General features: G+C 71.0%; 22 protein-coding genes. 21 read left to right on the plus strand and 1 reads right to left on the minus strand.

Features of this window, described 5'->3' with window-relative positions:
- Nucleotides 1–223 precede the first annotated feature (223 nt).
- The 21 genes from ACIP4O_RS13765 (at nucleotide 224) to ACIP4O_RS13865 (ending at nucleotide 22,551) form a co-directional block, all read left to right on the plus strand.
- Nucleotides 224–1,522, plus strand: a complete 1,299-nt coding sequence (locus tag ACIP4O_RS13765; RefSeq protein ID WP_361331724.1) for a homoserine dehydrogenase — start codon at nucleotides 224–226, stop codon at nucleotides 1,520–1,522.
- Nucleotides 1,523–1,528: 6 nt separating this feature from the next.
- Nucleotides 1,529–2,590, plus strand: coding sequence for a threonine synthase (thrC, locus tag ACIP4O_RS13770; RefSeq protein ID WP_401574671.1), 1,062 nt, complete (start codon nucleotides 1,529–1,531; stop codon nucleotides 2,588–2,590).
- Between the two features lie 522 nt (nucleotides 2,591–3,112).
- Entirely contained in the window at nucleotides 3,113–4,030 is a 918-nt protein-coding gene (gene thrB, locus ACIP4O_RS13775) for a homoserine kinase (protein WP_361331645.1), read from the plus strand.
- A 437-nt stretch (nucleotides 4,031–4,467) separates the two neighbouring features.
- Nucleotides 4,468–6,537 carry a transcription termination factor Rho gene (gene rho, locus ACIP4O_RS13780; RefSeq protein ID WP_401574672.1) on the plus strand — a complete coding sequence of 690 codons (2,070 nt, stop codon included), beginning with the start codon at nucleotides 4,468–4,470 and terminating at the stop codon, nucleotides 6,535–6,537.
- A gap of 419 nt (nucleotides 6,538–6,956) precedes the next feature.
- Entirely contained in the window at nucleotides 6,957–8,066 is a 1,110-nt protein-coding gene (locus tag ACIP4O_RS13785; RefSeq protein ID WP_401574673.1) for an LCP family protein, read from the plus strand.
- Nucleotides 8,067–8,274: 208 nt separating this feature from the next.
- On the plus strand, nucleotides 8,275–8,502 hold the full coding sequence (gene rpmE, locus ACIP4O_RS13790) for a 50S ribosomal protein L31 (RefSeq protein ID WP_007822028.1): 228 nt from the start codon (nucleotides 8,275–8,277) through the stop codon (nucleotides 8,500–8,502).
- Between the two features lie 156 nt (nucleotides 8,503–8,658).
- Complete coding sequence (gene prfA / locus ACIP4O_RS13795; protein WP_361331651.1) at nucleotides 8,659–9,732, plus strand: peptide chain release factor 1; 1,074 nt, start codon at nucleotides 8,659–8,661, stop codon at nucleotides 9,730–9,732.
- Nucleotides 9,733–9,847: 115 nt separating this feature from the next.
- A complete protein-coding gene (gene prmC, locus ACIP4O_RS13800) occupies nucleotides 9,848–10,693 on the plus strand; it encodes a peptide chain release factor N(5)-glutamine methyltransferase (protein WP_401574674.1) in 846 nt (281 codons plus the stop codon).
- Nucleotides 10,694–10,766: 73 nt separating this feature from the next.
- Entirely contained in the window at nucleotides 10,767–11,414 is a 648-nt protein-coding gene (locus tag ACIP4O_RS13805; protein ID WP_361331655.1) for an L-threonylcarbamoyladenylate synthase, read from the plus strand.
- Complete coding sequence (locus tag ACIP4O_RS13810; RefSeq protein ID WP_164291921.1) at nucleotides 11,411–12,055, plus strand: protein-tyrosine-phosphatase; 645 nt, start codon at nucleotides 11,411–11,413, stop codon at nucleotides 12,053–12,055. The genes ACIP4O_RS13805 and ACIP4O_RS13810 overlap by 4 nt, the downstream gene beginning before the upstream one ends.
- A 247-nt stretch (nucleotides 12,056–12,302) precedes the next feature.
- Complete coding sequence (locus ACIP4O_RS13815; RefSeq protein ID WP_401574676.1) at nucleotides 12,303–13,652, plus strand: MraY family glycosyltransferase; 1,350 nt, start codon at nucleotides 12,303–12,305, stop codon at nucleotides 13,650–13,652.
- 354 nt (nucleotides 13,653–14,006) lie between these two features.
- Nucleotides 14,007–14,447, plus strand: coding sequence for a hypothetical protein (locus ACIP4O_RS13820; protein WP_401574677.1), 441 nt, complete (start codon nucleotides 14,007–14,009; stop codon nucleotides 14,445–14,447).
- A gap of 225 nt (nucleotides 14,448–14,672) precedes the next feature.
- Complete coding sequence (gene atpB / locus ACIP4O_RS13825; RefSeq protein WP_361331663.1) at nucleotides 14,673–15,494, plus strand: F0F1 ATP synthase subunit A; 822 nt, start codon at nucleotides 14,673–14,675, stop codon at nucleotides 15,492–15,494.
- Between the two features lie 74 nt (nucleotides 15,495–15,568).
- The gene (locus ACIP4O_RS13830; RefSeq protein ID WP_007822004.1) at nucleotides 15,569–15,811 is read left to right on the plus strand and encodes an ATP synthase subunit C; all 243 of its coding nucleotides are present in this window, start codon (nucleotides 15,569–15,571) and stop codon (nucleotides 15,809–15,811) included.
- Between the two features lie 40 nt (nucleotides 15,812–15,851).
- The gene (locus ACIP4O_RS13835; protein ID WP_361331665.1) at nucleotides 15,852–16,394 is read left to right on the plus strand and encodes a F0F1 ATP synthase subunit B; all 543 of its coding nucleotides are present in this window, start codon (nucleotides 15,852–15,854) and stop codon (nucleotides 16,392–16,394) included.
- Complete coding sequence (locus tag ACIP4O_RS13840; protein ID WP_401574678.1) at nucleotides 16,391–17,206, plus strand: F0F1 ATP synthase subunit delta; 816 nt, start codon at nucleotides 16,391–16,393, stop codon at nucleotides 17,204–17,206. Before ACIP4O_RS13835 ends, ACIP4O_RS13840 begins: the two co-directional genes overlap by 4 nt.
- Before the next feature lie 228 nt (nucleotides 17,207–17,434).
- Complete coding sequence (atpA, locus tag ACIP4O_RS13845) at nucleotides 17,435–19,027, plus strand: F0F1 ATP synthase subunit alpha (protein ID WP_401574679.1); 1,593 nt, start codon at nucleotides 17,435–17,437, stop codon at nucleotides 19,025–19,027.
- Between the two features lie 20 nt (nucleotides 19,028–19,047).
- Entirely contained in the window at nucleotides 19,048–19,965 is a 918-nt protein-coding gene (locus ACIP4O_RS13850; protein WP_401574680.1) for a F0F1 ATP synthase subunit gamma, read from the plus strand.
- Complete coding sequence (gene atpD / locus ACIP4O_RS13855; protein WP_401574682.1) at nucleotides 19,965–21,407, plus strand: F0F1 ATP synthase subunit beta; 1,443 nt, start codon at nucleotides 19,965–19,967, stop codon at nucleotides 21,405–21,407. The genes ACIP4O_RS13850 and atpD overlap by 1 nt, the downstream gene beginning before the upstream one ends.
- A 181-nt stretch (nucleotides 21,408–21,588) precedes the next feature.
- Entirely contained in the window at nucleotides 21,589–21,963 is a 375-nt protein-coding gene (locus ACIP4O_RS13860) for a F0F1 ATP synthase subunit epsilon (RefSeq protein WP_361331675.1), read from the plus strand.
- A gap of 141 nt (nucleotides 21,964–22,104) precedes the next feature.
- The gene (locus ACIP4O_RS13865) at nucleotides 22,105–22,551 is read left to right on the plus strand and encodes a DUF2550 domain-containing protein (RefSeq protein WP_361331677.1); all 447 of its coding nucleotides are present in this window, start codon (nucleotides 22,105–22,107) and stop codon (nucleotides 22,549–22,551) included.
- 157 nt (nucleotides 22,552–22,708) lie between these two features.
- Here the strand turns inward: ACIP4O_RS13865 and ACIP4O_RS13870 are convergent, their stop codons facing one another.
- Nucleotides 22,709–24,574, minus strand: a complete 1,866-nt coding sequence (locus tag ACIP4O_RS13870; protein WP_401574683.1) for a glycosyl hydrolase family 18 protein — start codon at nucleotides 24,572–24,574, stop codon at nucleotides 22,709–22,711.
- Between the last annotated feature and the right edge of the window lie 60 nt (nucleotides 24,575–24,634).

Raw genomic sequence — 24,634 nt, forward strand, 5'->3', positions numbered from 1 at the left:
TGCGGGGCGTCGTGGCAGGGCGGGTCACGGCGCCCCGCACCCGTACGGAATGCTTGTCTCACGCATCGGACGCGGGGCTGAAACCCCGGGGCCGTGCGTGAGACTGGACCCACCGCGACACACAGACTCCGCGACACACAGGGCTCCGCGACACAAAGGCTCCGCGCCACGGAACACGCGGAAGCCCGCGGAACGACACGGAAAGACGAAACGAGGTCGGATGATGCGCACGCGTCCGCTGAAGGTGGCGCTCCTTGGCTGTGGGGTAGTCGGCTCAGAGGTGGCGCGCATCATGACGACGCACGCCGACGACCTCGCCGCCCGCATCGGGGCCCCCGTCGAACTCGCGGGCGTCGCGGTGCGCCGCCCGGACAAGGTGCGCGAGGGCATCGACCCCGCGCTCATCACGACGGACGCGACCGCGCTCGTCAAACGCGGCGACCTCGATGTCGTCATCGAGGTCATCGGCGGCATCGAGCCCGCCCGCACCCTCATCACGACGGCCTTCGCGCACGGCGCCTCCGTCGTCTCGGCGAACAAGGCGCTCCTCGCGAAGGACGGCCCCGCGCTGCACGCCGCCGCCGTCGAGCACGGCCGGGACCTCTACTACGAGGCCGCCGTCGCGGGCGCCATCCCGCTGCTCCGCCCGCTGCGCGAGTCCCTCGCGGGCGACCACGTGCACCGCGTCCTCGGCATCGTCAACGGCACCACCAACTTCATCCTCGACAAGATGGACTCCACCGGGGCCGGCTACCAGGAGGCCCTGGACGAGGCCACCGCGCTCGGCTACGCGGAGGCCGACCCGACCGCCGACGTCGAGGGCTTCGACGCCGCGGCGAAGGCCGCGATCCTCGCCGGGATCGCCTTCCACACCCGGGTCGGCATCGACGACGTGCACCGCGAGGGCATGACCGAGGTGACCGCCGCCGACTTCGCCTCGGCGCGCGCCATGGGCTGCACCATCAAGCTCCTCGCGATCTGCGAGCGCGCCGCCGACGGCAGGAGCGTCAGCGCGCGCGTGCACCCCGCGATGCTGCCGCTCAGCCACCCGCTCGCGGGTGTCCGCGAGGCGTACAACGCGGTCTTCGTCGAGTCCGAGGCGGCCGGGCGGCTCATGTTCTACGGCCCGGGGGCGGGCGGCGCGCCGACCGCTTCGGCCGTGCTCGGCGACCTCGTCGCGGTGTGCCGCAACCGGCTCGCCGGAGCCACCGGGCCCGGTGAGTCCGCGTACGCGGGACTGACCGTCTCGGGCATGGGCGAGGTCGTCACGCGCTACCACATCAGCCTGGACGTCGCCGACAAACCCGGCGTGCTCGCCCAGGTCGCGACGGTCTTCGCCGAACAGGGCGTGTCGATCGACACCGTGCGCCAGCAGGGCCGGGGCGACGGCAGCGGCGAGGCGAGCCTCGTCGTCGTCACCCACCGGGCCGCCGACGCGGCCCTCAGCAGCACCGTCGAGGCGCTGCGCAAGCTCGACACCGTCCGGGGCGTCGCCAGCATCATGCGGGTTGAAGGAGAGTAGGCAGTCATGGTCCACCAGTGGCGCGGCATCATCGAGGAGTACCGGGACCGGCTCCCGGTCGAGGACACGACCGAGGTCGTCACGCTCGGCGAGGGCGGCACCCCCCTCGTCCCCGCGCAGGTGCTCTCCGAGCGCACCGGCTGCGAGGTGTATCTCAAGGTCGAGGGCGCCAACCCGACCGGGTCCTTCAAGGACCGCGGCATGACGATGGCGATCACGCGCGCCAAGGAGGAGGGCGCGAAGGCCGTCATCTGCGCCTCCACGGGCAACACCTCCGCCTCGGCCGCCGCGTACGCCGTACGGGCCCGCATGGTCAGCGCGGTGCTGGTGCCGCAGGGCAAGATCGCGCTCGGCAAGATGGGCCAGGCCCTCGTGCACGGCGCCAAGATCCTCCAGGTCGAGGGGAACTTCGACGACTGCCTGACCCTCGCCCGCGCGCTCGCCGACAACTACCCGGTGTCGCTGGTGAATTCGGTCAATCCGGTACGTATCGAGGGGCAGAAGACCGCCGCGTTCGAGATCGTCGACGCGCTCGGCGACGCCCCCGACATCCACGTCCTCCCGGTCGGCAACGCGGGCAACATCACGGCCTACTGGAAGGGGTACCGCGAGTACGCGGCCGACAAGGTCGCGAGCCGCACCCCGCGCATGTGGGGCTTCCAGGCGAGCGGTTCGGCGCCGATCGTGCGCGGCGAGGTCGTCAAGGACCCGCGCACCCTCGCCACCGCGATCCGCATCGGCAACCCCGCCTCCTGGCAGCAGGCGCTCGCCGCGCGCGAGGAGTCGGGCGGCCTCATCGACGAGGTGACCGACCGCCAGATCCTCGCCGCCTACCGGCTGTTGGCGGGCCAGGAGGGCGTCTTCGTCGAGCCCGCGTCCGCCGCCTCGGTCGCCGGGCTGCTCAAGGCCGTCGAGCAGGGCCTCGTCGACCCGGGGCAGCGCATCGTCTGCACGGTGACGGGCAACGGCCTCAAGGACCCCGACCGCGCGACGGAGGGCGCCCCGCGCCCGACCGTCATCCCGGTCGACGCGGTGGCCGCGGCACGGCGGCTCGGGCTGACGGGCTGACAGGCTGACGGGCCGGCACCACGTCCGCGGGCGCCGGCACACGTCAGCGAGCGCGCGGCCGTCACCCGACCGGGTGGGGGCCGCGCGCTCCTCTGCCTGTCTCCGCGTTGCAAGACACAGGCGGGTGTCATTCCTGGCGCGCCCCCCGCCCCGTGAAACCCGCACAAGGCATACGGAACCGCCCGAAGTCGCGGGGGTCGCACGGCCCGCGGACGACACGCGTCATGCGCCTCCCGTGCGCCCTATGTCGCGGGGGGCGCTTCCTTCGATAGGCTGTGCCCCACCTGCCCCGCCGCTTGTGCCGCGGTGCCGCTGCCGTTGTGGCCGTACGATCCCACGCGCCCGGATGTGATCCGGACGTTCCGGGGGGATTCGCCGGAAGCGTGGAAATCCCCGCCCCCGCACCCCAATCCCCACCAGCCCGCCCCGCGACAGTCACCGTGAGGGCTGCCGCCTCCAGCGGCCCGCCCCACGCTGCGCGGTCAGTACCCGCCCGAGGAACACAAGGAGAGTCCCCACGCGATGGCCGGTCCCGCCTTTCGCGCCGCCGCCGTCCGGGTGCGCACCCCCGCCTCCAGCGCCAACCTGGGTCCCGGCTTCGACGCCTTCGGGCTCGCGCTCGGCCTCTACGACGACGTCGTGGTGCGGGTCGCCGACTCGGGGCTGCGCATCGACATAGCCGGTGAGGGCAGCGAGACGCTGCCGCGCGACGAGAAGCACCTCCTCGTACGGTCCCTGCGCGCCGCCTTCGACCTGCTCGGCGGACAGCCGCGCGGCCTGGAGATCGTCTGCGCCAACCGCATCCCGCACGGCCGCGGGCTCGGCTCGTCCTCGGCGGCCATCTGCGCGGGGATCGTCGCCGCGCGGGCCGTGACGACCGGCGGCGAGAGCCGGCTCGACACGCAGGCCCTCCTCGAACTCGCCACCGAGATCGAGGGCCACCCCGACAACGTCGCGGCCTGCCTGCTCGGCGGGTTCACGCTCTCGTGGATGGAGGGCGGGCTCGCCCGGGCGGTCCGGATGACGCCCGCCGACTCCGTCGTCCCCGTCGTCTTCGTCCCCGGGCGCCCGGTGCTCACCGAAACCGCCAGGGGACTGCTTCCGCGCACCGTGCCGCACACCGACGCGGCGGCGAACGCGGGCCGTGCCGCGCTGCTCGTCGAGGCCCTGACCAGGCGCCCCGGGCTGCTCTTCACGGCGACAGAGGACCGTCTTCACCAGGAGTACCGGGGACCGGCGATGCCCGAGTCGCTCGCCCTGGTGGAACGGCTGCGGGCGGACGGGGTGCCCGCGGTCATCTCCGGCGCGGGACCCACCGTCCTCGCGCTGGTGGACGAGGAGGCGGCCGACAAGGTCGCCGGGCTCGCGGGCGAGGAGTGGGCAGCGGCCCGCGTCCCCGTCGACACCGCGGGCGCGAGTGTGCTGCCGCTGGCGCCGTGACCCCACGGTCGCCGCACAGGAGAGGGGGAATATGTGTTGGATACGGTATTGTTAATCTCGACTGCGCACCCAATCGCCCAACGGCGAGGTGCCACGTGTCTTCGCCAGGAATCCGGGACCACCCGGAGCGCCGATTTTTCTCGGGGCGCCGGTTCTTCCCGAAACACAGGGGCGGGACACCTCATCTTCCGGGAGCCCCCGTATCGCGCCGTGCCACGCACGGAGCGACACCGAAGCGCTCCGGAACGGGCGTGACCCAATCCCGTGACACGCACTTCTGGTGACACGGCTGAGTCAGGCGTCTTCACCACCGTATTCCTCCGCCTCTTTGGCGGTCCATCGCCCCGGCGCATCCCCTTCACAGAGGACCACAGCCGGACAGCACAACCGGTCGCCGAGCCAGACAGGCCGACGTCCGCTCCAGGGAAGGACCCTTCGTGAGCGACACCACCGATCTGATGGGCGTGAGTGCCGACAGCGCGGCCGAGGCTGCGCCCACCACGGACGCCGCCCCCTCCGCGGGGACCCGGCGCCGCCGCGGCACAGGGCTTGAGGGCATGGTGCTGGCCGAACTCCAGCAGGTCGCCTCAGGGCTCAAGATCAAGGGCACCGCGCGGATGCGCAAGAGCCAGCTGATCGACGCCATCAAGGAGGCGCAGTCCGGCGGAGGCGCGCCCGCGGCCGAGCCGAGCGCCGAGGCCAAGCCGAAGCGCCGCACCACCTCCAAGGCGCGCACCGGCGAGGAGGCCCCGAAGGAGGCCGCCGCCGCTCCCGCCGCGGAGCAGGCGCAGGCCGCCGAGGCCGGGCAGCAGCAGATCGACATCCCCGGGCAGCCCGCCAGCGAGGCCCCCGGCGGCGAGCAGCGCCGCAGGCGCCGTGCCACGGCCGAGGCCGGCAGCCCCGAGGCCGCCACCGAGCAGCCGCAGGCCGCCGAGCAGCCGCAGCGCGAGAACCGCGACGACCGCGGGAACCGCGACAACCGCGCCAAGCAGGACCGCCAGGACGGCGGCCAGCAGGGCGGCCAGCACGGCCAGCACGACGGCGACAACGCCGAGGGCCGCTCGGGCCGTGACCGCGACCGCCGCAGGGGCCGCGACCGCGACGGCCGCGACAACCGCGACGGCCGTGACAACAACCGCGACGGCCGCGACAACCGCGACCGTGACCGCGACAACAACCGTCGCGGCAACAAGGGCGACGACCAGCAGGGCGGCGGCAACCAGAACCGCCAGAAGCAGCACGACAACCGGCCGCAGGACGACTTCGACGACGACGGCGGACGCCGTGGCCGCCGGGGCCGCTACCGCGACCGCCGGGGCCGTCGCGGCCGCGACGAGATCAACGAGCCGCAGGTCAACGAGGACGACGTCCTGATCCCCGTCGCGGGCATCCTCGACATCCTCGACAACTACGCGTTCATCCGGACCTCCGGCTACCTGCCGGGCCCCAACGACGTGTACGTCTCGCTCGCCCAGGTCCGCAAGAACGGCCTGCGCAAGGGCGACCACGTCACCGGCGCGGTCCGCCAGCCCAAGGACGGCGAGCGGCGCGAGAAGTTCAACGCGCTCGTGCGCCTCGACTCGGTCAACGGCATGGCGCCCGAGACCGGGCGCGGCCGCCCCGAGTTCCAGAAGCTCACCCCGCTCTACCCGCAGGACCGGCTCCGCCTGGAGACCGACCCCGGGGTGCTGACCACGCGGATCATCGACCTCGTCGCCCCGATCGGCAAGGGCCAGCGCGGGCTGATCGTGGCCCCGCCGAAGACCGGCAAGACCATGATCATGCAGGCGGTCGCCAACGCGATCACCACGAACAACCCCGAGTGCCACCTCATGGTCGTCCTCGTCGACGAGCGGCCCGAAGAGGTCACCGACATGCAGCGCTCGGTGAAGGGCGAGGTCATCTCCTCGACCTTCGACCGGCCCGCCGAGGACCACACCACGGTCGCCGAGCTGGCGATCGAGCGGGCGAAGCGGCTCGTCGAGCTGGGCCACGACGTCGTCGTGCTCCTCGACTCGATCACCCGCCTCGGCCGCGCCTACAACCTGGCGGCCCCGGCCTCCGGGCGCATCCTCTCCGGTGGTGTCGACTCCACGGCGCTCTACCCGCCCAAGCGCTTCTTCGGCGCCGCGCGCAACATCGAGGACGGCGGCTCGCTCACCATCCTCGCCACCGCGCTCGTCGAGACCGGCTCGCGCATGGACGACGTGATCTTCGAGGAGTTCAAGGGCACCGGCAACATGGAGCTGGTCCTCGACCGCAAGCTCGCGGACAAGCGCATCTTCCCCGCGGTCAACGTCGACGCCTCCGGCACCCGCAAGGAGGAGATCCTCCTCGCCGGTGACGAGCTGGGCATCGTCTGGAAGCTGCGCCGCGTGCTCCACGCGCTCGACCAGCAGCAGGCGATCGAACTGCTCCTGGACCGGATGAAGAAGACCAAGTCCAACGCGGAGTTCCTGCTCCAGATCCAGAAGACCACGCCCGGCACCGGCAACGGCGGCGAGTGAGGTCCCAAGGACCCGCAGGACCTGAACGAAGGCCGGGGGCCGCTTTCCCGCGAGGGAGGGCGGCCCCCGGCCTTTGCGCTGCCCGGGGACGCCGTCAGCGGCCGTACGAGGACCGCCCGGCGGTACGGGGCGGCCGCGCGAGCCGGGACCCGCCCCAAGGGGAACAGCCGCGTACCCCCGCGTACCCGTACCCCCGCGCACCCGCCACCGCACCCGCGTGTCCTTCGCCACAGCCCGTGAGCGCCCCCGTTCCCGCAGCGCGCGGGAAAACCGCAGGCAGTCCGCGTGGGGAGGGCACCGGTCGGCCGACGTGGGGTCCGTCGTGAGCACAGCCCGTTGTGCGACGCTGGCGAAATCCGGCCTTGTGCTGACGTGAGCACGCCGGGACGGGGGAGCCACGCGACAGAGCTGAGGAGCGCATGACCGACACCCCCGCAAGCCCCGAAGAGGGGTCCCGTCCCCGCCGGGGCGGCAAGGGGCGCCGCCGCAAGCCGCGCGCCCGCCGCAAGGGCCTGCTGATCGCCGCCTGGGCCACCGCGGGCGTCGTCGTACTCGGCGGTTCGGGCCTCGGCTACGCGTACTGGCACCTCAACCACAACATCAAGGGCGTCGACATCGACGCGGCGCTCGGCAAGGACCGGCCCGCCGACACCGACGACGGCTCGATGGACATCCTCGTCCTCGGCTCCGACTCGCGCTCGGGCAGCAACGGCGAGTACGGCCACGACGAGGGCGCGGCACGCTCGGACACCGCGATGGTCGTGCACGTCTACGAGGGCCACAAGAAGGCGAGCGTCGTCTCGATCCCGCGAGACACCCTCGTGGACCGGCCCGCGTGCACGACGGGCGACCGGAAGGCCGTCCCGGCCGCGCACCAGGCGATGTTTAACAGCGCCTACTCGGCCGGCGGGCCCGCGTGCGCCGTCAAGACCGTCGAGTCGATGTCCGGCATCCGCATGGACCACTACGTCGAGGTCGACTTCACGGGCTTCAAGAAGCTCGTCGACGCGCTCGGCGGCGTCCCGCTCACCACCACGAAGCCCATCCAGGACACCTCCAGCCACCTGAGCCTCGGCGCGGGCAGGCACACGCTGGACGGCGAGCAGTCCCTCGGCCTCGTCCGCACCCGGCACGGCGTCGGCGACGGCAGCGACCTCGGCCGCATCCAGCTCCAGCAGGCCTTCGTCAAGGCGCTCATCGACCGCGTCAAGCACGTCGGCGTCCTCGGCAACCCCGCGAAGGCGTACAAGCTCGCGGGAGCGGCGACGAGCGCCCTCACGACCGACTCGGGACTCGACTCGGTCGGCGGGCTCGCCAAGTTCGGCACCTCGCTCAAGGGCGTCAAGACCTCCGCGACGACGATGGTGACCCTGCCCGTCGCCTACGACCCCCAGAACGCCAACCGGGTGCTCCCCGACACCGGGAAGGACGCACTGCTGTGGAAGGCGCTGCGCGCCGACCGGGCGGTCCCCGCGGCGGCGCTGCACGGCACGACGCAGGGCGGCGCCGACGGGGTCGTCAAGGGCTGAGACCGGGGCGCAGGGGCGCGCTCGCACCCGTACACCGCGGGCCTCACGAACCGGCACCGGCGGACGACCCTCCGTACGGGAATACCAGCGCCCCCACCCCGGTTTTGGGGGATGCGGCCAGTGCTGGCAAACTGGTACGTCGGTCCCGGTTCACGTGGCGCCATTCCCGGCTCCGCGACCCGGCACCCTCCAGAACCTAGGAGACACCTTGAAGCGCGACATCCACCCCGAGTACGTCGAGACGCAGGTCAGCTGCACCTGTGGCGCGTCGTTCACGACCCGTAGCACCGTCCCGTCCGGCACCATCCGCGCCGACGTGTGCTCCGAGTGCCACCCGTTCTACACGGGCAAGCAGAAGATCCTCGACACCGGCGGCCGCGTGGCCCGCTTCGAGGCCCGCTTCGGCAAGGCCGCCACCGGCTCCGCCAAGAAGTAGCGAGCCGAACGCGCCGGTCCTCGGCCGCCCCTCGGGGCGGCCGGGGCCGGCGCTTTTTCGGCGGTGGCACGCCCCCCCCGGCGCCACGGCCCCCAGCGGTCCCCCCGTGCGGCCCAGCCCCGCAGCCCTTCCACGTACGCGATTTGGAGCCCGGAGATGTTCGAGGCGGTCGAGGAACTCATCGGCGAGCACGCCGAGCTCGAACGGACGCTCGCCGACCCCTCGGTCCACGCCGACCAGGCCAACGCCCGGCGGCTCAGCAAGCGCTACGCCGAGCTGACGCCCATCGTCGGCACCTACCGGGCCTGGCGCGCGACCGGGGACGACATCGCCACCGCCCGCGAACTCGCCGCCGAGGACCCCGAGTTCGCCGCCGAGGTCAAGGAGCTGGACGAGCGCCGCGAGGAACTGACCGAGAAGCTGCGCCTCCTGCTCGTCCCGCGCGACCCGAGCGACGAGAAGGACGTCATCCTGGAGATCAAGGCGGGCGCGGGCGGCGACGAGTCCGCGCTCTTCGCCGGGGACCTGCTGCGCATGTACCTGCGGTACGCCGAGCGGGTCGGCTGGAAGACCGAGATCCTCGACGCCACCGAGTCCGAGCTGGGCGGCTACAAGGACGTCCAGGTCGCCGTGAAGACGAAGGGCAACGCCGCCCCCGAACCCGGCCAGGGCGTCTGGGCGCGGATGAAGTACGAGGGCGGCGTGCACCGCGTGCAGCGCGTGCCCTCGACCGAGTCCCAGGGCCGCATCCACACCTCGGCCGCCGGGGTCCTCGTCACCCCCGAGGCCGAGGAGGTGGACGTCGAGATCAACCCGAACGACCTGCGCATCGACGTCTACCGCTCCTCGGGCCCCGGCGGCCAGTCCGTCAACACGACCGACTCGGCGGTGCGCATCACGCACCTGCCCACCGGCGTCGTCGCCTCCTGCCAGAACGAGAAGAGCCAGCTCCAGAACAAGGAGCAGGCCCTGCGCATCCTGCGCTCCCGCCTCCTGGCCGCCGCCCAGGAGGAGGCCGAGCGCGAGGCGGCCGACGCGCGCCGCAGCCAGGTGCGCACCGTGGACCGCTCGGAGAAGATCCGGACGTACAACTTCCCCGAGAACCGCATCTCCGACCACCGCGTCGGCTACAAGGCGTACAACCTCGACCAGGTGCTCGACGGGGATCTCGACGCGGTGATCCAGGCGTGCGTGGACGCGGACTCCGCGGCCAAGCTCGCCGCGGCGTGACCGCGCGCGGGGCCGTCGTCCGGTCCCGTACGACGCCCCCCGAGCGTGTGACCGAAAGCGGCCCCCCGCGGGCCGCGGCAGCCGGCGGCGCCGGCGCCACAGGAAGGACAGGCGCGTGAACCTCCTGCTCGCCGAGGTGGCCCAGGCCACCCAGCGGCTCGCCGCCGCCGGTGTGCCCTCTCCCCGCAACGACGCGGAGGAACTCGCCGCGTACGTGCACGACGTCAAGCGCGGGGAACTGCACACCGTCCCGGACACCGACTTCGACGCCCGCTACTGGGAGACGATCGCCCGCCGCGAGGCGCGCGAGCCGCTCCAGCACATCACCGGGCGGGCCTACTTCCGGTACCTGGAGCTCCAGGTGGGCCCCGGCGTCTTCGTGCCCCGGCCCGAGACCGAGTCCGTCGTCGGCTGGGCCATAGACGCCGTGCGCGCGATGGACGTCGTCGAGCCGCTCGTCGTGGACCTGTGCACGGGCTCCGGCGCCATCGCGCTCGCGCTCGCCCAGGAGGTGCCCCGCTCCACGGTGCACGCCGTCGAGCTGAGCGAGGACGCCCTCGTGTGGACCCGCAGGAACGTCGAGGGCTCCCGCGTCCACCTGCACCAGGGCGACGCCTTCGCGGCCCTGCCCGAACTCGACGGCCAGGTCGACCTGGTGATCTCCAACCCGCCGTACATCCCGCTCACCGAGTGGGAGTACGTGGCGCCCGAGGCCCGCGACCACGACCCCGAGATGGCGCTCTTCTCCGGCGAGGACGGCCTCGACACCATCCGCCGCATCGAGCGCACCGCCCACCGCCTGCTGCGCCCCGGCGGCGTCGTCGTCGTCGAGCACGCCGACACCCAGGGCGGCCAGGTGCCGTGGCTCTTCACCGAGGAGCGGGGCTGGGCCGACGCGGCCGACCACCCCGACCTCAACAACCGCCCGCGCTTCGCGACCGCCCGCAAGGCCCTGCCGTGAGCCGCCCCGCCCCGTCCCACCTCCCGCACCACCCCACGCAACCGCACCTTCCCCGCGAACAGGAGACCCGCTGATGGCACGGCGATACGACTGCGACGACGCGACCGACCGCGCCACCGGCCTGCGCGAGGCCGCCTCCGCAGTGCGGCGCGGCGAACTCGTCGTCCTGCCGACCGACACCGTCTACGGCATCGGCGCCGACGCCTTCAGCGCCGAGGCCGTCGGTGACCTGCTCGCCGCCAAGGGCCGTGGGCGCAACATGCCCTCGCCCGTGCTCATCGGCTCCCCGAACACCCTGCACGGCCTCGTCACGGACTTCTCCGAGACCGCCTGGGACCTCGTGGACGCCTTCTGGCCCGGCGGCCTCACGCTCGTCGCCCGCCACCAGCCCTCGCTCGCCTGGGACCTCGGGGACACCCGCGGCACCGTCGCGATCCGCATGCCCCTGCACCCCGTCGCGATCGAGCTCCTCACGGAGTTCGGCCCGATGGCCGTCTCCTCGGGCAACCTCACCGGCCACCCCTCGCCCGAGACCTGCGACGCCGCGCAGGAGATGCTCGGCGACTCCGTCTCCGTCTACCTCGACGGCGGTCCCACGTCGGGAAACGTTCCTTCCTCGATCGTCGACGTGAGCGGCGAGGTGCCCGTGCTCCTGCGCGCCGGGGTCATCGACGCCGAAGAGCTGCGCAAGGTGGTACCCCATCTCAAGGTGGCCAGTTGACGGCCCCCGGCGAAGGGCGGGACATACCCGGGGACCCGCCCGACCCTCCCTTCCGCATCCTCCACGTCAGCACCGGGAACGTGTGCCGCTCGCCGATCACCGAGCGGCTGACCCGCCATGCCCTCGCGGCCCGGCTCGGGGCGCGCGCGGGCAGCGAGCTGATCGTGGAGAGCGCGGGCACGTGGGGGCACGAGGGCGCGCCGATGGAGGAGAACGCGGCGGCCGTGCTGAGTGAACTGGGCGCCGATCCCGCGGGGTTCCGCGCCAGGGAACTGCTCGACGGGCACGTCATCCACGCCGACCTCGTCCTCACCGCGACCCGGGACCACCGCGCCCAGGTCATCTCGATGGGGCACTCGGCAGGCCTGCGGACCTTCACGCTCAAGGAGTTCACCCGGCTCGTCCGGGCGATAGACCCCGCGACGCTGCCGGACACCGCCGATCTCGCGGGCCGCGCGCGGGCGCTCGTCCGGGCCGCCGCCGCGCTGCGCGGCTGGCTGCTCGCGCCCACGCCGGAGGCGGACGAGGTGCACGATCCCTACGGGGCGCCGCTGACGTTCTTCGAGGCCATCGGCGGGGAGATCAGCGAGGCGCTCGACCCCGTGATCAACGCGCTGACAGGGGCCGAAGTGGCCCGGTGAACCGGGGAAGTGCCCTGGTGGCCCGGGGAAGTGCCCCGGCGCCGGGGCCGCGTGCTGCCCGGAGCCTTGGGGGAATCCGCCCGAGTGCCCGGGCGCGGTACGTCCCCCGTGCGACGGATGTGCGGTGCGGGGGATTTGGGAGGGTCGGGGGCCCCGTGACCCGCTACGGGGGCGTTTCGGGACAACCAAAGGGGCTACCCGGAAGGTCAAGGCGGTATGCGCGCGAAGCTAAGGTGTGCGCTGGAGGATGGCCGCTCGATCTGTGGGGAAGCCCGTGCGTGAATACCTGCTGACGCTCTGCATCACGATGGCGGTGACCTATCTGCTGACCGGACCGGTGCGGAAGTTCGCCATCGTCGCGGGCGCGATGACCGAGATCCGGGCCCGGGACGTGCACCGCGAACCGACCCCCCGGCTCGGGGGCATCGCGATGTTCGCGGGGCTGTGCGCGGGACTGCTCGTCGCCGATCACCTCACGAACCTCAACAGCGTCTTCGTGACCTCGCACGAGCCCCGGGCGCTGCTCTCGGGCGCCGCGATCATCTGGATCGTCGGCGTGCTCGACGACAAGTACGAGATCGACGCCCTCGTGAAGCTCGGCGGCCAGCTCATCGCTGCCGGCGTCATGGTCGTCCAGGGCCTCACCATCCTGTGGCTGCCGATCCCCGGCGAGGGCACGATCCTGCTGAGCGCCTGGCAGGGCAATCTGCTCACGGTCGCCCTCGTCCTCGTCACGGTCAACGCGGTCAACTTCGTGGACGGGCTCGACGGCCTCGCGGCCGGCATGGTCTGCATCGCCGCCGCCGCGTTCTTCCTGTACTCCTACCGCATCTGGTACGGGCACGCCATCGAGGCGGCGGCCCCCGCGACGCTCTTCTCGGCGATCCTCATCGGCATGTGCCTCGGCTTCCTGCCGCACAACATGCCCCCCGCCAGGATCTTCATGGGCGACTCGGGCTCGATGCTCATCGGGCTCGTGCTCGCCGCCGGCGGCATCTCGATCACCGGGCAGGTCGAGCCGGACGCGCTCAACCTGTTCACGGGCTCGGAGCGCGCCTCGGTCCACGAGATGGTGCCCTCGTACATCCCGCTCCTGCTGCCCCTGTCGATCATCGCGGTGCCCGCGGTGGACCTCGTGCTCGCGGTGGTACGGCGCACCTGGCGCGGCCAGTCGCCGTTCGCCGCCGACCGGGGCCACCTCCACCACCGTCTGTTGCAGCTCGGGCACTCCAAGTCCCGGGCCGTGCTGATCATGTACTTCTGGTGCGCGCTCATCTCGTTCGGGACGCTCGCCTACTCGGTGAACTCGGCCTCGATGTGGATCGTGCTCGCGATCATGGCGGGGAGCGCGGTGGGTCTCGTGCTGCTCCTGCTGCCGCGCTTCCAGCCCCGGGTGCCGCACTGGGCGGAGAAGGCCGTGCCGCCGCGCTACCGACGGCGCAGGGCCGCGCTGCGGCGGGCCAGGGCCGAGGCGGCGGCCGCCGCGGTGGACGCGGCCGCGGAGGGGGCCGCTCCGGCGCGTACTGCCCACGGGGCGACGGCACTCGGCGCCTACGAGAAACGGGACCACGCGCACTCGGCGGGCTCGCGGCCCTGAAATCCCGGAAAGGTTACGGGCTCCGCCGGGAGTTCACCTGGACGTGCCGAGCAGCCTCAACTGCTGGCAAAATCCCCTTAATAGCAGACAAGTTGATGCAAGGTCACGCCCTGGGCGGGGAATTAGCGCTCACGTGTGACAACTAGCACACGTTCGAGGTAAAGACCTCATCAAATAGTTTGTGATAGCGTTCACGAGGCCGGGGGAACAGAGTCGAAGAACCGTGCTTTGACGGCTCGTTGACCTTTGTCACCCGGAGACCCCCGTCTCCCGCCCGGTCTACGCTCGTCCTCGACGACACCCCCTTGTGCAGTACCCCTGTGCTGTCCCCACCCACGTAGCGGAGTTGCCGCCATGCCCTCCCAGGACACCCTCCTCCTCCAGCGGACCGCTGTGCCCACAGCCGCCGCCGGCGCGATCGCCGCTGTCGTCAGCGCGTTCGTGGCAGGCGGAAAGGGAGCCCTCGGCGCCGTGGTCGCGACCGTCATCGTGCTGCTCTTCATGGGCGGCGGCCTCGCGATCCTCCAGTGGGTCGCCCGCACGTACCCCTCGATCTTCCAGGGCATGGGGCTCGCGCTCTACACGGGCCAGCTGCTGCTCATGTTCGTGTTCGTGGCCGTCTTCAAGGACACCGACCTCTTCGACCCCAAGGTCTTCGCCTCCGTCCTGGTGGCGGGGACCTTGATCTGGATCGCGGCACAGGCTCGCGCGCACAGCAAGGCGAAGATCCTCTACGTCGACCCGGAGGCCGCCGACAAGGCCGCGAACGGGGCGAAGACGGGGTCCCGCGCATGAGGGGTAGGGGCGGGATAAAGGGTCGCGGACGCGACTGCTATTGTCCGGTTCCAACTGCGGCATCGCGGACGCGGCCATCCGAGCCTTGTCCTGCTGGACCGCGAGGCTCGTCGAGCGAGAGCCGTCCCCACACCCGTAACACCAGTCCCGTGCCGACCAGCGGCTCCGCGCCGCGCCGACACAACGAGGTTGCCGTACCTATGCGCCACGCTGAAGGAGCCCGCGGTGAGTGCTGACCCGACGCAGGTGCTCGCCTTCGAGACCGACTGCCACATCTTCGACGGATGCGGTTTCCCGGCCCCGGGCCTGCACTCGTTCCTGTTCAAGCCGCTCTGGGGCGACGGGGACAGCAATCTTTACTTCAACAAGACGATGCTGCTGGCCCTCGTGGGCTCGATCATCATCGTCGGCTTCTTCTGGGCCGCCTTCCGCAAGCCGAAGGTCGTCCCCGGCAAGCTCCAGATGGTCGCCGAGGCCGGATACGACTTCATCCGGCGCGGGGTCGTCTACGAGACGATGGGCAAGAAGGAGGGCGAGAGGTGGGTTCCGCTCATCGTCTCCCTCTTCTTCTTCGTCTGGATGATGAACCTCTGGTCGGTCATCCCGGTCGCCCAGTTCCCGGTCACCGCGATCATCTCGTACCCCGCGGTCCTCGCTCTCCTCGTCTACGTGACCTGGATCAGCCTGACCTTCAAGCGGCACGGCTGGTCCGGCTTCTGGAAGAACGTGACCGGCTTCGACAAGTCGCTCGGCCCGGTCGCCTACCTCGCCGCGGTCATCGAGCTCTTCTCGAACCTGCTCGTGCGTCCCTTCACGCACGCGGTGCGACTCTTCGCCAACATGTTCGCGGGCCACACGCTGATCCTGCTCTTCACGATCGCGAGCTGGTACCTGCTCAACGGCGTGGGGATCGCGTACGCGGGTGTCTCGTTCATCATGACGCTCGTGATGACCGCCTTCGAGCTGTTCATCCAGGCCCTTCAGGCGTACGTCTTCGTGCTGCTGACCGTGACCTACCTCCAGGGCGCCGTCGCCGAGCACCACTGACCTCGGCCCGCCCCACCCTTGATCGTCCGGTGGCCAACCCCCACCGGTCCGCGTAAAGAGAAGGAAGAACCGGCATGTCCGCTCTCCAGACCCTCGCCGCTGACACCGTCACCGGCTCGCTGGGCTCGCTCGGCTACGGCCTCGCCGCCATCGGCCCCGGCGTCGGCGTCGGCATCATCTTCGGCAACGGCACCCAGGCGCTCGCCCGCCAGCCCGAAGCGGCCGGCCTGATCCGCGCCAACCAGATCCTCGGCTTCGCCTTCTGTGAGGCGCTCGCCCTCATCGGTCTGGTCATGCCGTTCGTCTACGGCACCTGATCCGCCCGCGACGTACGCCCACTAGACGGAAGGCACCCAAGTGAGCTCACTGCTGATGCTCGCGGCGGAAGAGGAGAACCCCCTCGTCCCGCCGATCCCCGAGCTGGTCATCGGCGCCCTCGCCTTCGTCATCGTCTTCGGCCTCCTCGCCTGGAAGCTCCTCCCGAACATCAACAAGGTTCTGGACGAGCGCCGTGAGGCCATCGAGGGCGGGATGGAGAAGGCCGAGGCCGCTCGTACCGAGGCCGACAGCGTGCTGGAGCAGTACAAGGCCCAGCTCGCCGAGGCCCGTCACGAGGCCGCCAGGCTGCGGTCCGAGGCGCAGGAACAGGGCGCCACGCTCATCGCCGAGATGCGCGCGGAAGGCCAGCGGCAGCGTGAGGAGATCATCGCCGCCGGCCACACCCAGATCGAAGCGGACCGCAAGGCCGCGGCGACCACCCTGCGCCAGGACGTCGGCCGCCTCGCGACCGAACTGGCAGGCAAGCTGGTCGGCGAGTCCCTGGAGGACCACGCCCGCCAGAGCCGCACGATCGACCGTTTCCTCGACGAACTCGACGCGAAGGCTGAGGCGGCACGATGAACGGAGCGAGCCGCGAGGCGCTGTCGGCCGCGGTCCAGCGTCTCGACGCGCTGACGGACTCGACGTCCGCCGACGCCACGACGCTGGCCGAGGAGCTGACGGCGACCACCACGCTGCTCGACCGCGAGGTGTCCCTGCGTCGGGTCCTCACCGACCCGGCGCAGCCCGCCGAGGCCAAGGCGCAGCTCGCCCAGCGACTGCTCGGCGGTCAGGTCAGCGGTCCCACCGCCGACCTCGTCGCCGGACTGGTGCGCTCCCGCTGGTCGCGTTCGCGCGACTTCACGGACGCCCTGGAGGAGCTGGCGAACCTCGCCGAGCTGACCGCCGCGCAGCGGGCCGGCGGCCTGGACGACGTGGAGGACGAGATCTTCCGCTTCGGCCGGATCGTCGTCTCCGACCACGCGCTGCGTGCCGCGCTCACCGACGACTCGGCCCCGGCCGAGGCGCGCGCGGGCCTGGTGCGCAACCTCCTCGCGGGCCGTGCCCACGCGAGCACCGAGCGTCTTCTCGCCCGGCTCGTGGCACACCCCCGAGGACGTAGCCTGGAAAGCGGACTGGAAACGCTCGCCCGGCTCGCCGCCGAGCGCCGTAACCGGCTCGTGGCTGTGGTCACCTCCGCGGTACCCCTCAGCGAAGCCCAGCGCGACCGCCTCGCGCGGTCCCTGGCGAAGCTGTACGGCAAGGAGCTGCACCTCAACCTCGATGTGGACCCGGAAGTCCTCGGTGGCATCCGCGTCCAGATCGGTGACGAGGTCATCAACGGCTCTCTCGCCGACCGCATCGAAGAGGTCAGCCGCCGGATGGCGGGCTGACCGGCCGACGGCGCCCGGCCGGTACGGCCGGGCTCGCGGACCCGAGCGGTCGCGGAGACCGGGCGGCCCCGGACGCCGAACGGCTTCGGCGCCCGGACGCCGAGCAGCTGTAGAGACATGCACGATCAAACGGCCCGGTTGGGCCGTCCACAGGATGAAGAAGTTCTGGGGGGTTCCCCCAGGAACCCCCAAAGACTTCGGGCCCAACAAGGAGAGCAGGGAACTCAGATGGCGGAGCTCACGATCCGGCCGGAGGAGATCCGGGACGCACTGGAGAACTTCGTCCAGTCGTACAAGCCGGACGCGGCCTCGCGCGAGGAGGTCGGCACTGTCACCACCGCGGGCGACGGCATCGCCCGTATCGAGGGGCTGCCCTCGGCGATGGCGAACGAACTGCTGAAGTTCGAGGACGGCACCCTCGGCCTCGCCCTCAACCTTGAGGAGCGCGAGATCGGTGCCATCGTCCTCGGCGAGTTCAGCGGCGTCGAGGAGGGGCAGCCGGTCACGCGTACCGGCGAGGTCCTCTCGGTCGGCGTCGGCGACGGCTACCTCGGCCGTGTCGTCGACCCGCTGGGCACCCCGATCGACGGTCTCGGCGAGATCGCGACCACCGGTCGCCGCGCGCTGGAGCTTCAGGCTCCCACCGTCATGCAGCGCAAGTCGGTCCACGAGCCGATGGAGACGGGCTACAAGGCCGTCGACGCCATGACCCCGATCGGCCGCGGCCAGCGTCAGCTGATCATCGGCGACCGCCAGACCGGCAAGACCGCGCTGGCCGTCGACACGATCATCAACCAGCGGGCCAACTGGGCGTCGGGCGACCCGAAGAAGCAGGTCCGCTGCATCTACGTCGCCATCGGCCAGAAGGGCTCGACCATCGCCTCGGTGCGCGGTGCCCTCGAAGAGGCCGGCGCGCTGGAGTACACGACGATCGTCGCCTCGCCGGCCTCCGACCCGGCCGGCTTCAAGTACCTCGCCCCCTACACCGGCTCGGCCATCGGCCAGCACTGGATGTACGAGGGCAAGCACGTCCTGATCATCTTCGACGACCTGTCGAAGCAGGCCGACGCCTACCGCGCCGTCTCCCTCCTGCTGCGCCGCCCGCCGGGGCGCGAGGCGTACCCGGGTGACGTCTTCTACCTGCACTCGCGTCTCCTGGAGCGCTGCGCGAAGCTCTCCGACGACCTGGGCGCCGGTTCGATGACGGGTCTGCCGATCGTCGAGACGAAGGCCAACGACGTCTCCGCGTTCATCCCGACCAACGTCATCTCCATCACCGACGGCCAGTGCTTCCTGGAGTCCGACCTCTTCAACGCCGGTCAGCGCCCCGCGCTGAACGTCGGTATCTCGGTCTCCCGCGTCGGTGGCTCCGCCCAGCACAAGGCGATGCGGCAGGTCTCCGGGCGTCTGCGCCTGGACCTGGCCCAGTACCGCGAGCTGGAGTCCTTCGCGGCCTTCGGCTCCGACCTGGACGCCGCCTCCAAGGCGCAGCTCGCCCGCGGTCAGCGCCTGGTGGAACTGCTCAAGCAGGACCAGTACCAGCCGATGGCCACCGAGGACCAGGTCGTCTCCATCTGGGCCGGTACCAACGGCAAGATGGACGAGGTGCCCGTCCCCGACGTGCGCCGCTTCGAGAAGGAGCTGCTCAGCTGGCTGCACAGCACGCGGCAGCCGCTCCTCACCTCCATCAAGGAGGGCGCCAAGATGTCGGACGACACGCTCACGGCGGTCGGCGACGCGGTCGAGGAGTTCAAGAAGCAGTTCCAGACCTCGGACGGCAAGCTGCTGGGCGACGACGCCTCCGCGACCGCCGCCAAGTGACGACCGAAGGGACCTGACTCATGGGAGCCCAGCTCCGGGTCTACAAGCGGCGTATCCGGTCCGTCTCGGCGACCAAGAAGATCACCAAGGCGATGGAGATGATCGCCGCCTCGCGCATCGTCAAGGCGCAGCGCAAGGTGGCGGCTTCGGCCCCGTACGCGACCGAGCTGACCCGCGCGGTCACGGCGGTCGCGACCGGCTCGAACACGCAGCACCCGCTGACCACCGAGGCCGAGAAGCCCGTCCGCAGCGCCGTCCTGGTTCTCGCCAGCGACCGCGGTCTGGCCGGTGCCTTCAACGCCAACGCGCTCAAGCAGGCGGAGCGGTTGACCGCGAAGCTGGAGGCGGCGGGCCGCACGGTCGACGTCTATGTCGTCGGCCGGCGCGGCATCGCGCACTACAACTTCCGTGAGCGTGCCCTCGCGGGTTCGTGGACGGGCTTCACGGACGAGCCGACCTACGCGGACGCCAAGACGGTGGCAGCGCCGCTGATCGAGGCCATCGAGAAGGACACGGCGGAGGGCGGCGTGGATGAACTCCACCTCGTCTACACCGAGTTCGTCTCGATGATGACGCAGACCTCGCGGGACGACCGGCTCCTGCCGCTCAGTCTCGACGAGGTCAAGAAGGAAGCGGCGCCGGAGGGCGAGATCCTCCCGCTCTTCGACTTCGAGCCCTCGGCGGAGGACGTCCTCGACGCCCTGCTGCCGCGGTACGTCGAGAGCAGGATCTACAACGCGCTGCTCCAGTCCGCCGCCTCCAAGCACGCTGCCACGCGGCGCGCGATGAAGTCGGCCACGGACAACGCCGGAGAGCTGATCAACACGCTGTCCCGGCTCGCCAACCAGGCCCGCCAGGCCGAAATCACCCAGGAAATCAGCGAGATCGTCGGTGGCTCCAGTGCCCTGGCCGACGCGAACGCGGGGAGTGAAAAGTAATGACGACCAGTGTGGAGACGGCCGTCGCGACGGGCCGCGTCGCCCGGGTGATCGGCCCGGTCGTCGACGTGGAGTTCCCCGTCGACGCGATGCCGGAGATCTACAACGCGCTGCACGTGGACATCGACGACCCGGCCGAGGAGGGGACGCGCAAGACGCTGACCCTCGAGGTCGCCCAGCACCTGGGTGACGGCCTGGTCCGCGCGATCTCCATGCAGCCCACCGACGGCCTGGTCCGCCAGGCCCCGGTGACCGACACCGGCGAGGGCATCAAGGTCCCGGTCGGCGACTTCACCAAGGGCAAGGTGTTCAACACCCTCGGCGAGGTGCTGAACAAGCCGGAGGAGAACGCGAACATCGGCGAGCGCTGGGCGATTCACCGCCAGGCGCCGAAGTTCGACGAGCTCGAGTCGAAGACCGAGATGTTCGAGACCGGGATCAAGGTCATCGACCTGCTGACCCCGTACGTCAAGGGCGGCAAGATCGGTCTGTTCGGTGGTGCCGGCGTCGGCAAGACGGTGCTCATCCAGGAGATGATCTACCGCGTCGCCAACAACCACGACGGTGTCTCGGTGTTCGCCGGTGTCGGTGAGCGCACCCGTGAGGGCAACGACCTCATCGACGAGATGAGCGACTCGGGCGTCATCGACAAGACCGCGCTGGTCTTCGGCCAGATGGACGAGCCCCCGGGGACCCGTCTGCGCGTCGCGCTCGCCGGCCTGACGATGGCCGAGTACTTCCGCGACGTCCAGAAGCAGGACGTGCTGTTCTTCATCGACAACATCTTCCGCTTCACGCAGGCCGGTTCCGAGGTCTCCACGCTGCTCGGCCGCATGCCCTCCGCGGTGGGCTACCAGCCGAACCTGGCCGACGAGATGGGTCTCCTCCAGGAGCGCATCACCTCGACCCGTGGTCACTCCATCACCTCGATGCAGGCGATCTACGTGCCCGCCGACGACCTCACGGACCCGGCCCCGGCGACCACCTTCGCGCACCTGGACGCGACGACGGTGCTCTCCCGCCCGATCTCCGAGAAGGGCATCTACCCGGCCGTGGACCCGCTGGACTCCACGTCCCGCATCCTGGACCCGCGGTACATCGCGAAGGACCACTACGACACCGCCATGCGGGTCAAGAACATCCTTCAGAAGTACAAGGACCTCCAGGACATCATCGCCATCCTCGGCATGGACGAGCTGGGCGAGGAGGACAAGCTGGTCGTCTCGCGCGCCCGTCGCGTCGAGCGCTTCCTCTCCCAGAACACCCACGTCGCCAAGCAGTTCACCGGTGTGGACGGCTCGGACGTGCCGCTGGACGAGTCGATCGCGGCCTTCAACGCGATCTGCGACGGTGAGTTCGACCACTTCCCGGAGCAGGCGTTCTTCCTCTGCGGTGGCATCGAGGACCTGAAGGCCAACGCCAAGGAGCTGGGCGTCTCCTGACCCCGCCGCTCCACCGCCGTCCGGCCGGGCACCGTCCCGGCCGGTCGGCACCCGGGGCGCTCGCCCCGGCCCGGGGCGCTCGCCCCGGCCCGGGGCGCTCGCCCCTGGGGCCCGTACCCGCCCCGTAGAATCTTTTCCCACACCCGGCCGGCGCGCCGGGTGGTGACCCGAGGAGCACCTCTTGGCTGCTGAACTGCATGTCGAGCTGGTGGCCGCGGACCGCAGTGTCTGGTCCGGCGAGGCCACCCTCGTCGTCGCCCGCACCACCTCCGGCGACATCGGCGTCATGCCCGGTCACCAGCCGATCCTTGGTGTGCTGGAGTCGGGCCCGGTGACGATCCGTACCACCGAGGGCGGCACCGTCGTCGTCGCGGTGCACGGCGGCTTCCTGTCCTTCGCGGACAACAAGCTGTCGCTGCTCGCGGAGATCGCGGAGCTGTCCGAGGAGATCGACGTCCAGCGTGCCGAGCGCGCGCTGGAGCGTGCCAAGTCCGAAGCGGACGCCCACGCCGAGCGCCGGGCCGAGGTCCGGCTGCGGGCGGCGGCGTCGCACTGACCGCACGCGCGATAACGTAGTACCTCAGCCGCGGCCCGGCCTGGATTCGTCCAGACCGGGCCGCGGCTGAAACCATAGGGTGAGCCCTTTTCCCGGGGTCGCCGCGCAACCGTCATCGAAGAGGCGAGGAGGTCGGTACTGGTGTTCCTCACTCTCCTGGTGTGCGGGCTGGTCGTGGTCCTGGTGGCGGCGGGGCTGTTCGTCTTCGGGCTGCGCAGGCGGCTCATCCAGCGCTCGGGCGGCACCTTCGACTGCTCGGTGCGGTGGAACGCGCCCCCGCGCGGCGACACGAGCGGCAAGGGCTGGATCTACGGGGTCGCCCGCTACAACGGGGACCGGGTCGCGTGGTTCCGCGTCTTCTCCTACTCGCCGCGCCCGCGCCGGCTCCTGGAGCGCTCCGAGATCGAGGTGACCGACCGGCGGCTGCCGGAGGGCGAGGAGGAACTCGCGCTCCTGTCGGACGCGGTGGTGCTCGGCTGCCTCCACGGGGGCACGCGGCTCGAACTCGCGATGAGCGAGGACGCGCTGACCGGCTTCCTCGCCTGGCTGGAGGCGGCGCCCCCGGGGCAGCGGGTGAACGTGGCGTAGCTCCCGGGGGGAGCTCGCGTGGTGCGGGGGAGCGGTTGTCAACCTCGCGTCGGGAGGCGGCACTTCGGGCGTACGAGCGAGAAGCCGGGGAGACGGGGGGCGTTCCCGTCTCCCCGGCTTCGTTCGCGGGGGGTGGCTCAGTGGTGCGGGCCGTGGACTACTTCAGGCCGTCGTTGATCGCCGAGACGAGCTCGCCGTTGCTGGTGTCGCCGCTGAACTCCCAGAAGAAGGCGCCGCCGAGGTTCTGGCTCTTGGCCCACGCCATCTTGCTCTTGATCGTCGACGGGGTGTCGTAGCTCCACCACTGGGTGCCGCAGTGCGCGTACGCCGTGCCCGCGACGGTGCCGGTGGCCGGGCAGCTCGTCTTGAGCACCTTGTAGTCCTCGATGCCCTGCTCGTACTTGCCGGGCGCGGGCCCGCTCGCGGTGCCGCCGGGGGCGTCCTGCGTGACGCCGGTCCAGCCGCGTCCGTAGAAGCCGATGCCGAGCAGGAGCTTCGCGGCCGGGACGCCCTGCGCCTTGAGCTTGGCGATGGCGTCGGCGGAGTTGAAGCCGGCCTTCGGGATGCCGCTGTACGAGGTGAGCGGAGAGTGCGGGGCGGTGGGGCCCTGCGCGTCCCAGGCGCCGAAGAAGTCGTACGTCATGACGTTGTACCAGTCGAAGGACTGCGAGGCGCCCGCGTAGTCGGCGGCGTCGATCTTGCCGCCCGCGCTGCCGTCCGCCGTGATCGCGGCGGTCACGAGGTAGTCCTTGCCGAAGGTCGTGCGGAGCGCCGAGGCGAGGTTCTTGAGCGCGGCCGGGCCGCTCGTGTCACAGCTGAGGCCGCACGCGTTCGGGTACTCCCAGTCGATGTCGATGCCGTCGAAGACATCGGCCCAGCGCGGGTCCTCGACGAGCTGCTTGCAGGACTGCGCGAAGGCCGTCGGGTTCTTCGCCGCGTCACCGAAGCCGCCGGACCAGGTCCAGCCGCCGAAGGACCACAGGACCTTCAGGCCGGGGTGCTTGGCCTTGAGCTTGCGGAGCTGGTTGAAGTTGCCGCGCAGCGGCTGGTCCCAGGTGTCGGCCACGCCGTCCACGGACTGGTCGGCGGTGTACGCCTTGTCGGTGGCCGCGTAGGAGTCGCCCATGACGCACTTGCCGCCGGTGACGTTCCCGAACGAGTAGTTGATGTGCGTGATCTTCCCGGCGGAGCCCGAGCTCTCCAGGTTCTTCACGTGGTAGTTGCGGTCGTAGACGCCCCACTCGGTGAAGTACCCGAGCTTGACCTTGTCGCCGCCCGTGCCCGGGTTGCCGGGGTCGGTGCCGCCCCCGCCCGTCGTACGCACCTTGACGGCGCCCGAGACGGGACCCGTCTGGTCGGCGGTGTCGCGGGCCTGGACGGTGTACGAGTAGTCCGTACCGGCCTTGAGGGAGGAGTCGGTGTACGAGGTCGTCGTCACCGTCGCGACCTTGGCGCCGTCGCGCAGCACGTCGTAGTTCTTGACGCCCTTGTCGTCGCTCGCGGCGCCCCAGCTCAGCTTCGCGGAGGTGTCGGTGATCGCCGAGGCGGTCGGGGTGCCGGGCTTCGTGGGCGGGGTGTCGCCGGGGGTCGTCGTCCCGTCGCACGAACCGCCGTTGAGCTTGCACCCGGCGGGGGAGCCGGAGCCGGTGCCGTTGAAGCCGAAGGAGACGGTGGCGCCGGGGGCGAGGCTGCCCGCCCAGCTCTTGTTCTTCGCGGTCCAGTGGTCACCCGAGTTGGTGACGTCCGCGTCCCAGGCCGAGGTGACCTTGGTGCCGGAGGGGAAGTCCCACTCCAGGGTCCAGCCGTTCAGGGAGGTGGTGCCGGTGTTCTTCACCGTCCACTTGCCCTCGAAGCCGCTGCCCCAGTCCTGGGTACGGGTGTAGCTCGCGGTGGCCTGTTCGGCGGCCTGCGCGGGGGAGGCGCCGAGGCCGACGAGTGCGGTCAGGGGAAGGATCAGGGTCGTGAGTCCGGCGAGGACTCTGGTGCGCAGACGGCCCGGTCTGCGGGGGGTTCCTGAACTCAAGGCGTACTCCAGCAGTTGAGTACCGATGGTGGGGTGGAACCCTGCGACGCCCGTGAACAC

Source organism: Streptomyces sp. NPDC088923 (genome assembly GCF_044749745.1).
In the GTDB taxonomy this organism is placed as follows: domain Bacteria; phylum Actinomycetota; class Actinomycetes; order Streptomycetales; family Streptomycetaceae; genus Streptomyces.

Bases quoted from the DNA above. Each gene is read 5' to 3' on its own strand.
- ACIP4O_RS13840 (WP_401574678.1), top strand. From the start codon at position 16,391: ATGAACGGAGCGAGCCGCGAGGCGCTGTCGGCCGCGGTCCAGCGTCTC.
- ACIP4O_RS13815 (WP_401574676.1), top strand. From the start codon at position 12,303: ATGGCCGCTCGATCTGTGGGGAAGCCCGTGCGTGAATACCTGCTGACG.
- ACIP4O_RS13805 (WP_361331655.1), top strand. From the start codon at position 10,767: ATGGCACGGCGATACGACTGCGACGACGCGACCGACCGCGCCACCGGC.
- thrB (WP_361331645.1), top strand. From the start codon at position 3,113: ATGGCCGGTCCCGCCTTTCGCGCCGCCGCCGTCCGGGTGCGCACCCCC.
- atpD (WP_401574682.1), top strand. From the start codon at position 19,965: ATGACGACCAGTGTGGAGACGGCCGTCGCGACGGGCCGCGTCGCCCGG.
- atpA (WP_401574679.1), top strand. From the start codon at position 17,435: ATGGCGGAGCTCACGATCCGGCCGGAGGAGATCCGGGACGCACTGGAG.
- ACIP4O_RS13785 (WP_401574673.1), top strand. From the start codon at position 6,957: ATGACCGACACCCCCGCAAGCCCCGAAGAGGGGTCCCGTCCCCGCCGG.
- thrC (WP_401574671.1), top strand. From the start codon at position 1,529: ATGGTCCACCAGTGGCGCGGCATCATCGAGGAGTACCGGGACCGGCTC.
- ACIP4O_RS13820 (WP_401574677.1), top strand. From the start codon at position 14,007: ATGCCCTCCCAGGACACCCTCCTCCTCCAGCGGACCGCTGTGCCCACA.
- prfA (WP_361331651.1), top strand. From the start codon at position 8,659: ATGTTCGAGGCGGTCGAGGAACTCATCGGCGAGCACGCCGAGCTCGAA.
- ACIP4O_RS13830 (WP_007822004.1), top strand. From the start codon at position 15,569: ATGTCCGCTCTCCAGACCCTCGCCGCTGACACCGTCACCGGCTCGCTG.
- ACIP4O_RS13765 (WP_361331724.1), top strand. From the start codon at position 224: ATGCGCACGCGTCCGCTGAAGGTGGCGCTCCTTGGCTGTGGGGTAGTC.
- ACIP4O_RS13850 (WP_401574680.1), top strand. From the start codon at position 19,048: ATGGGAGCCCAGCTCCGGGTCTACAAGCGGCGTATCCGGTCCGTCTCG.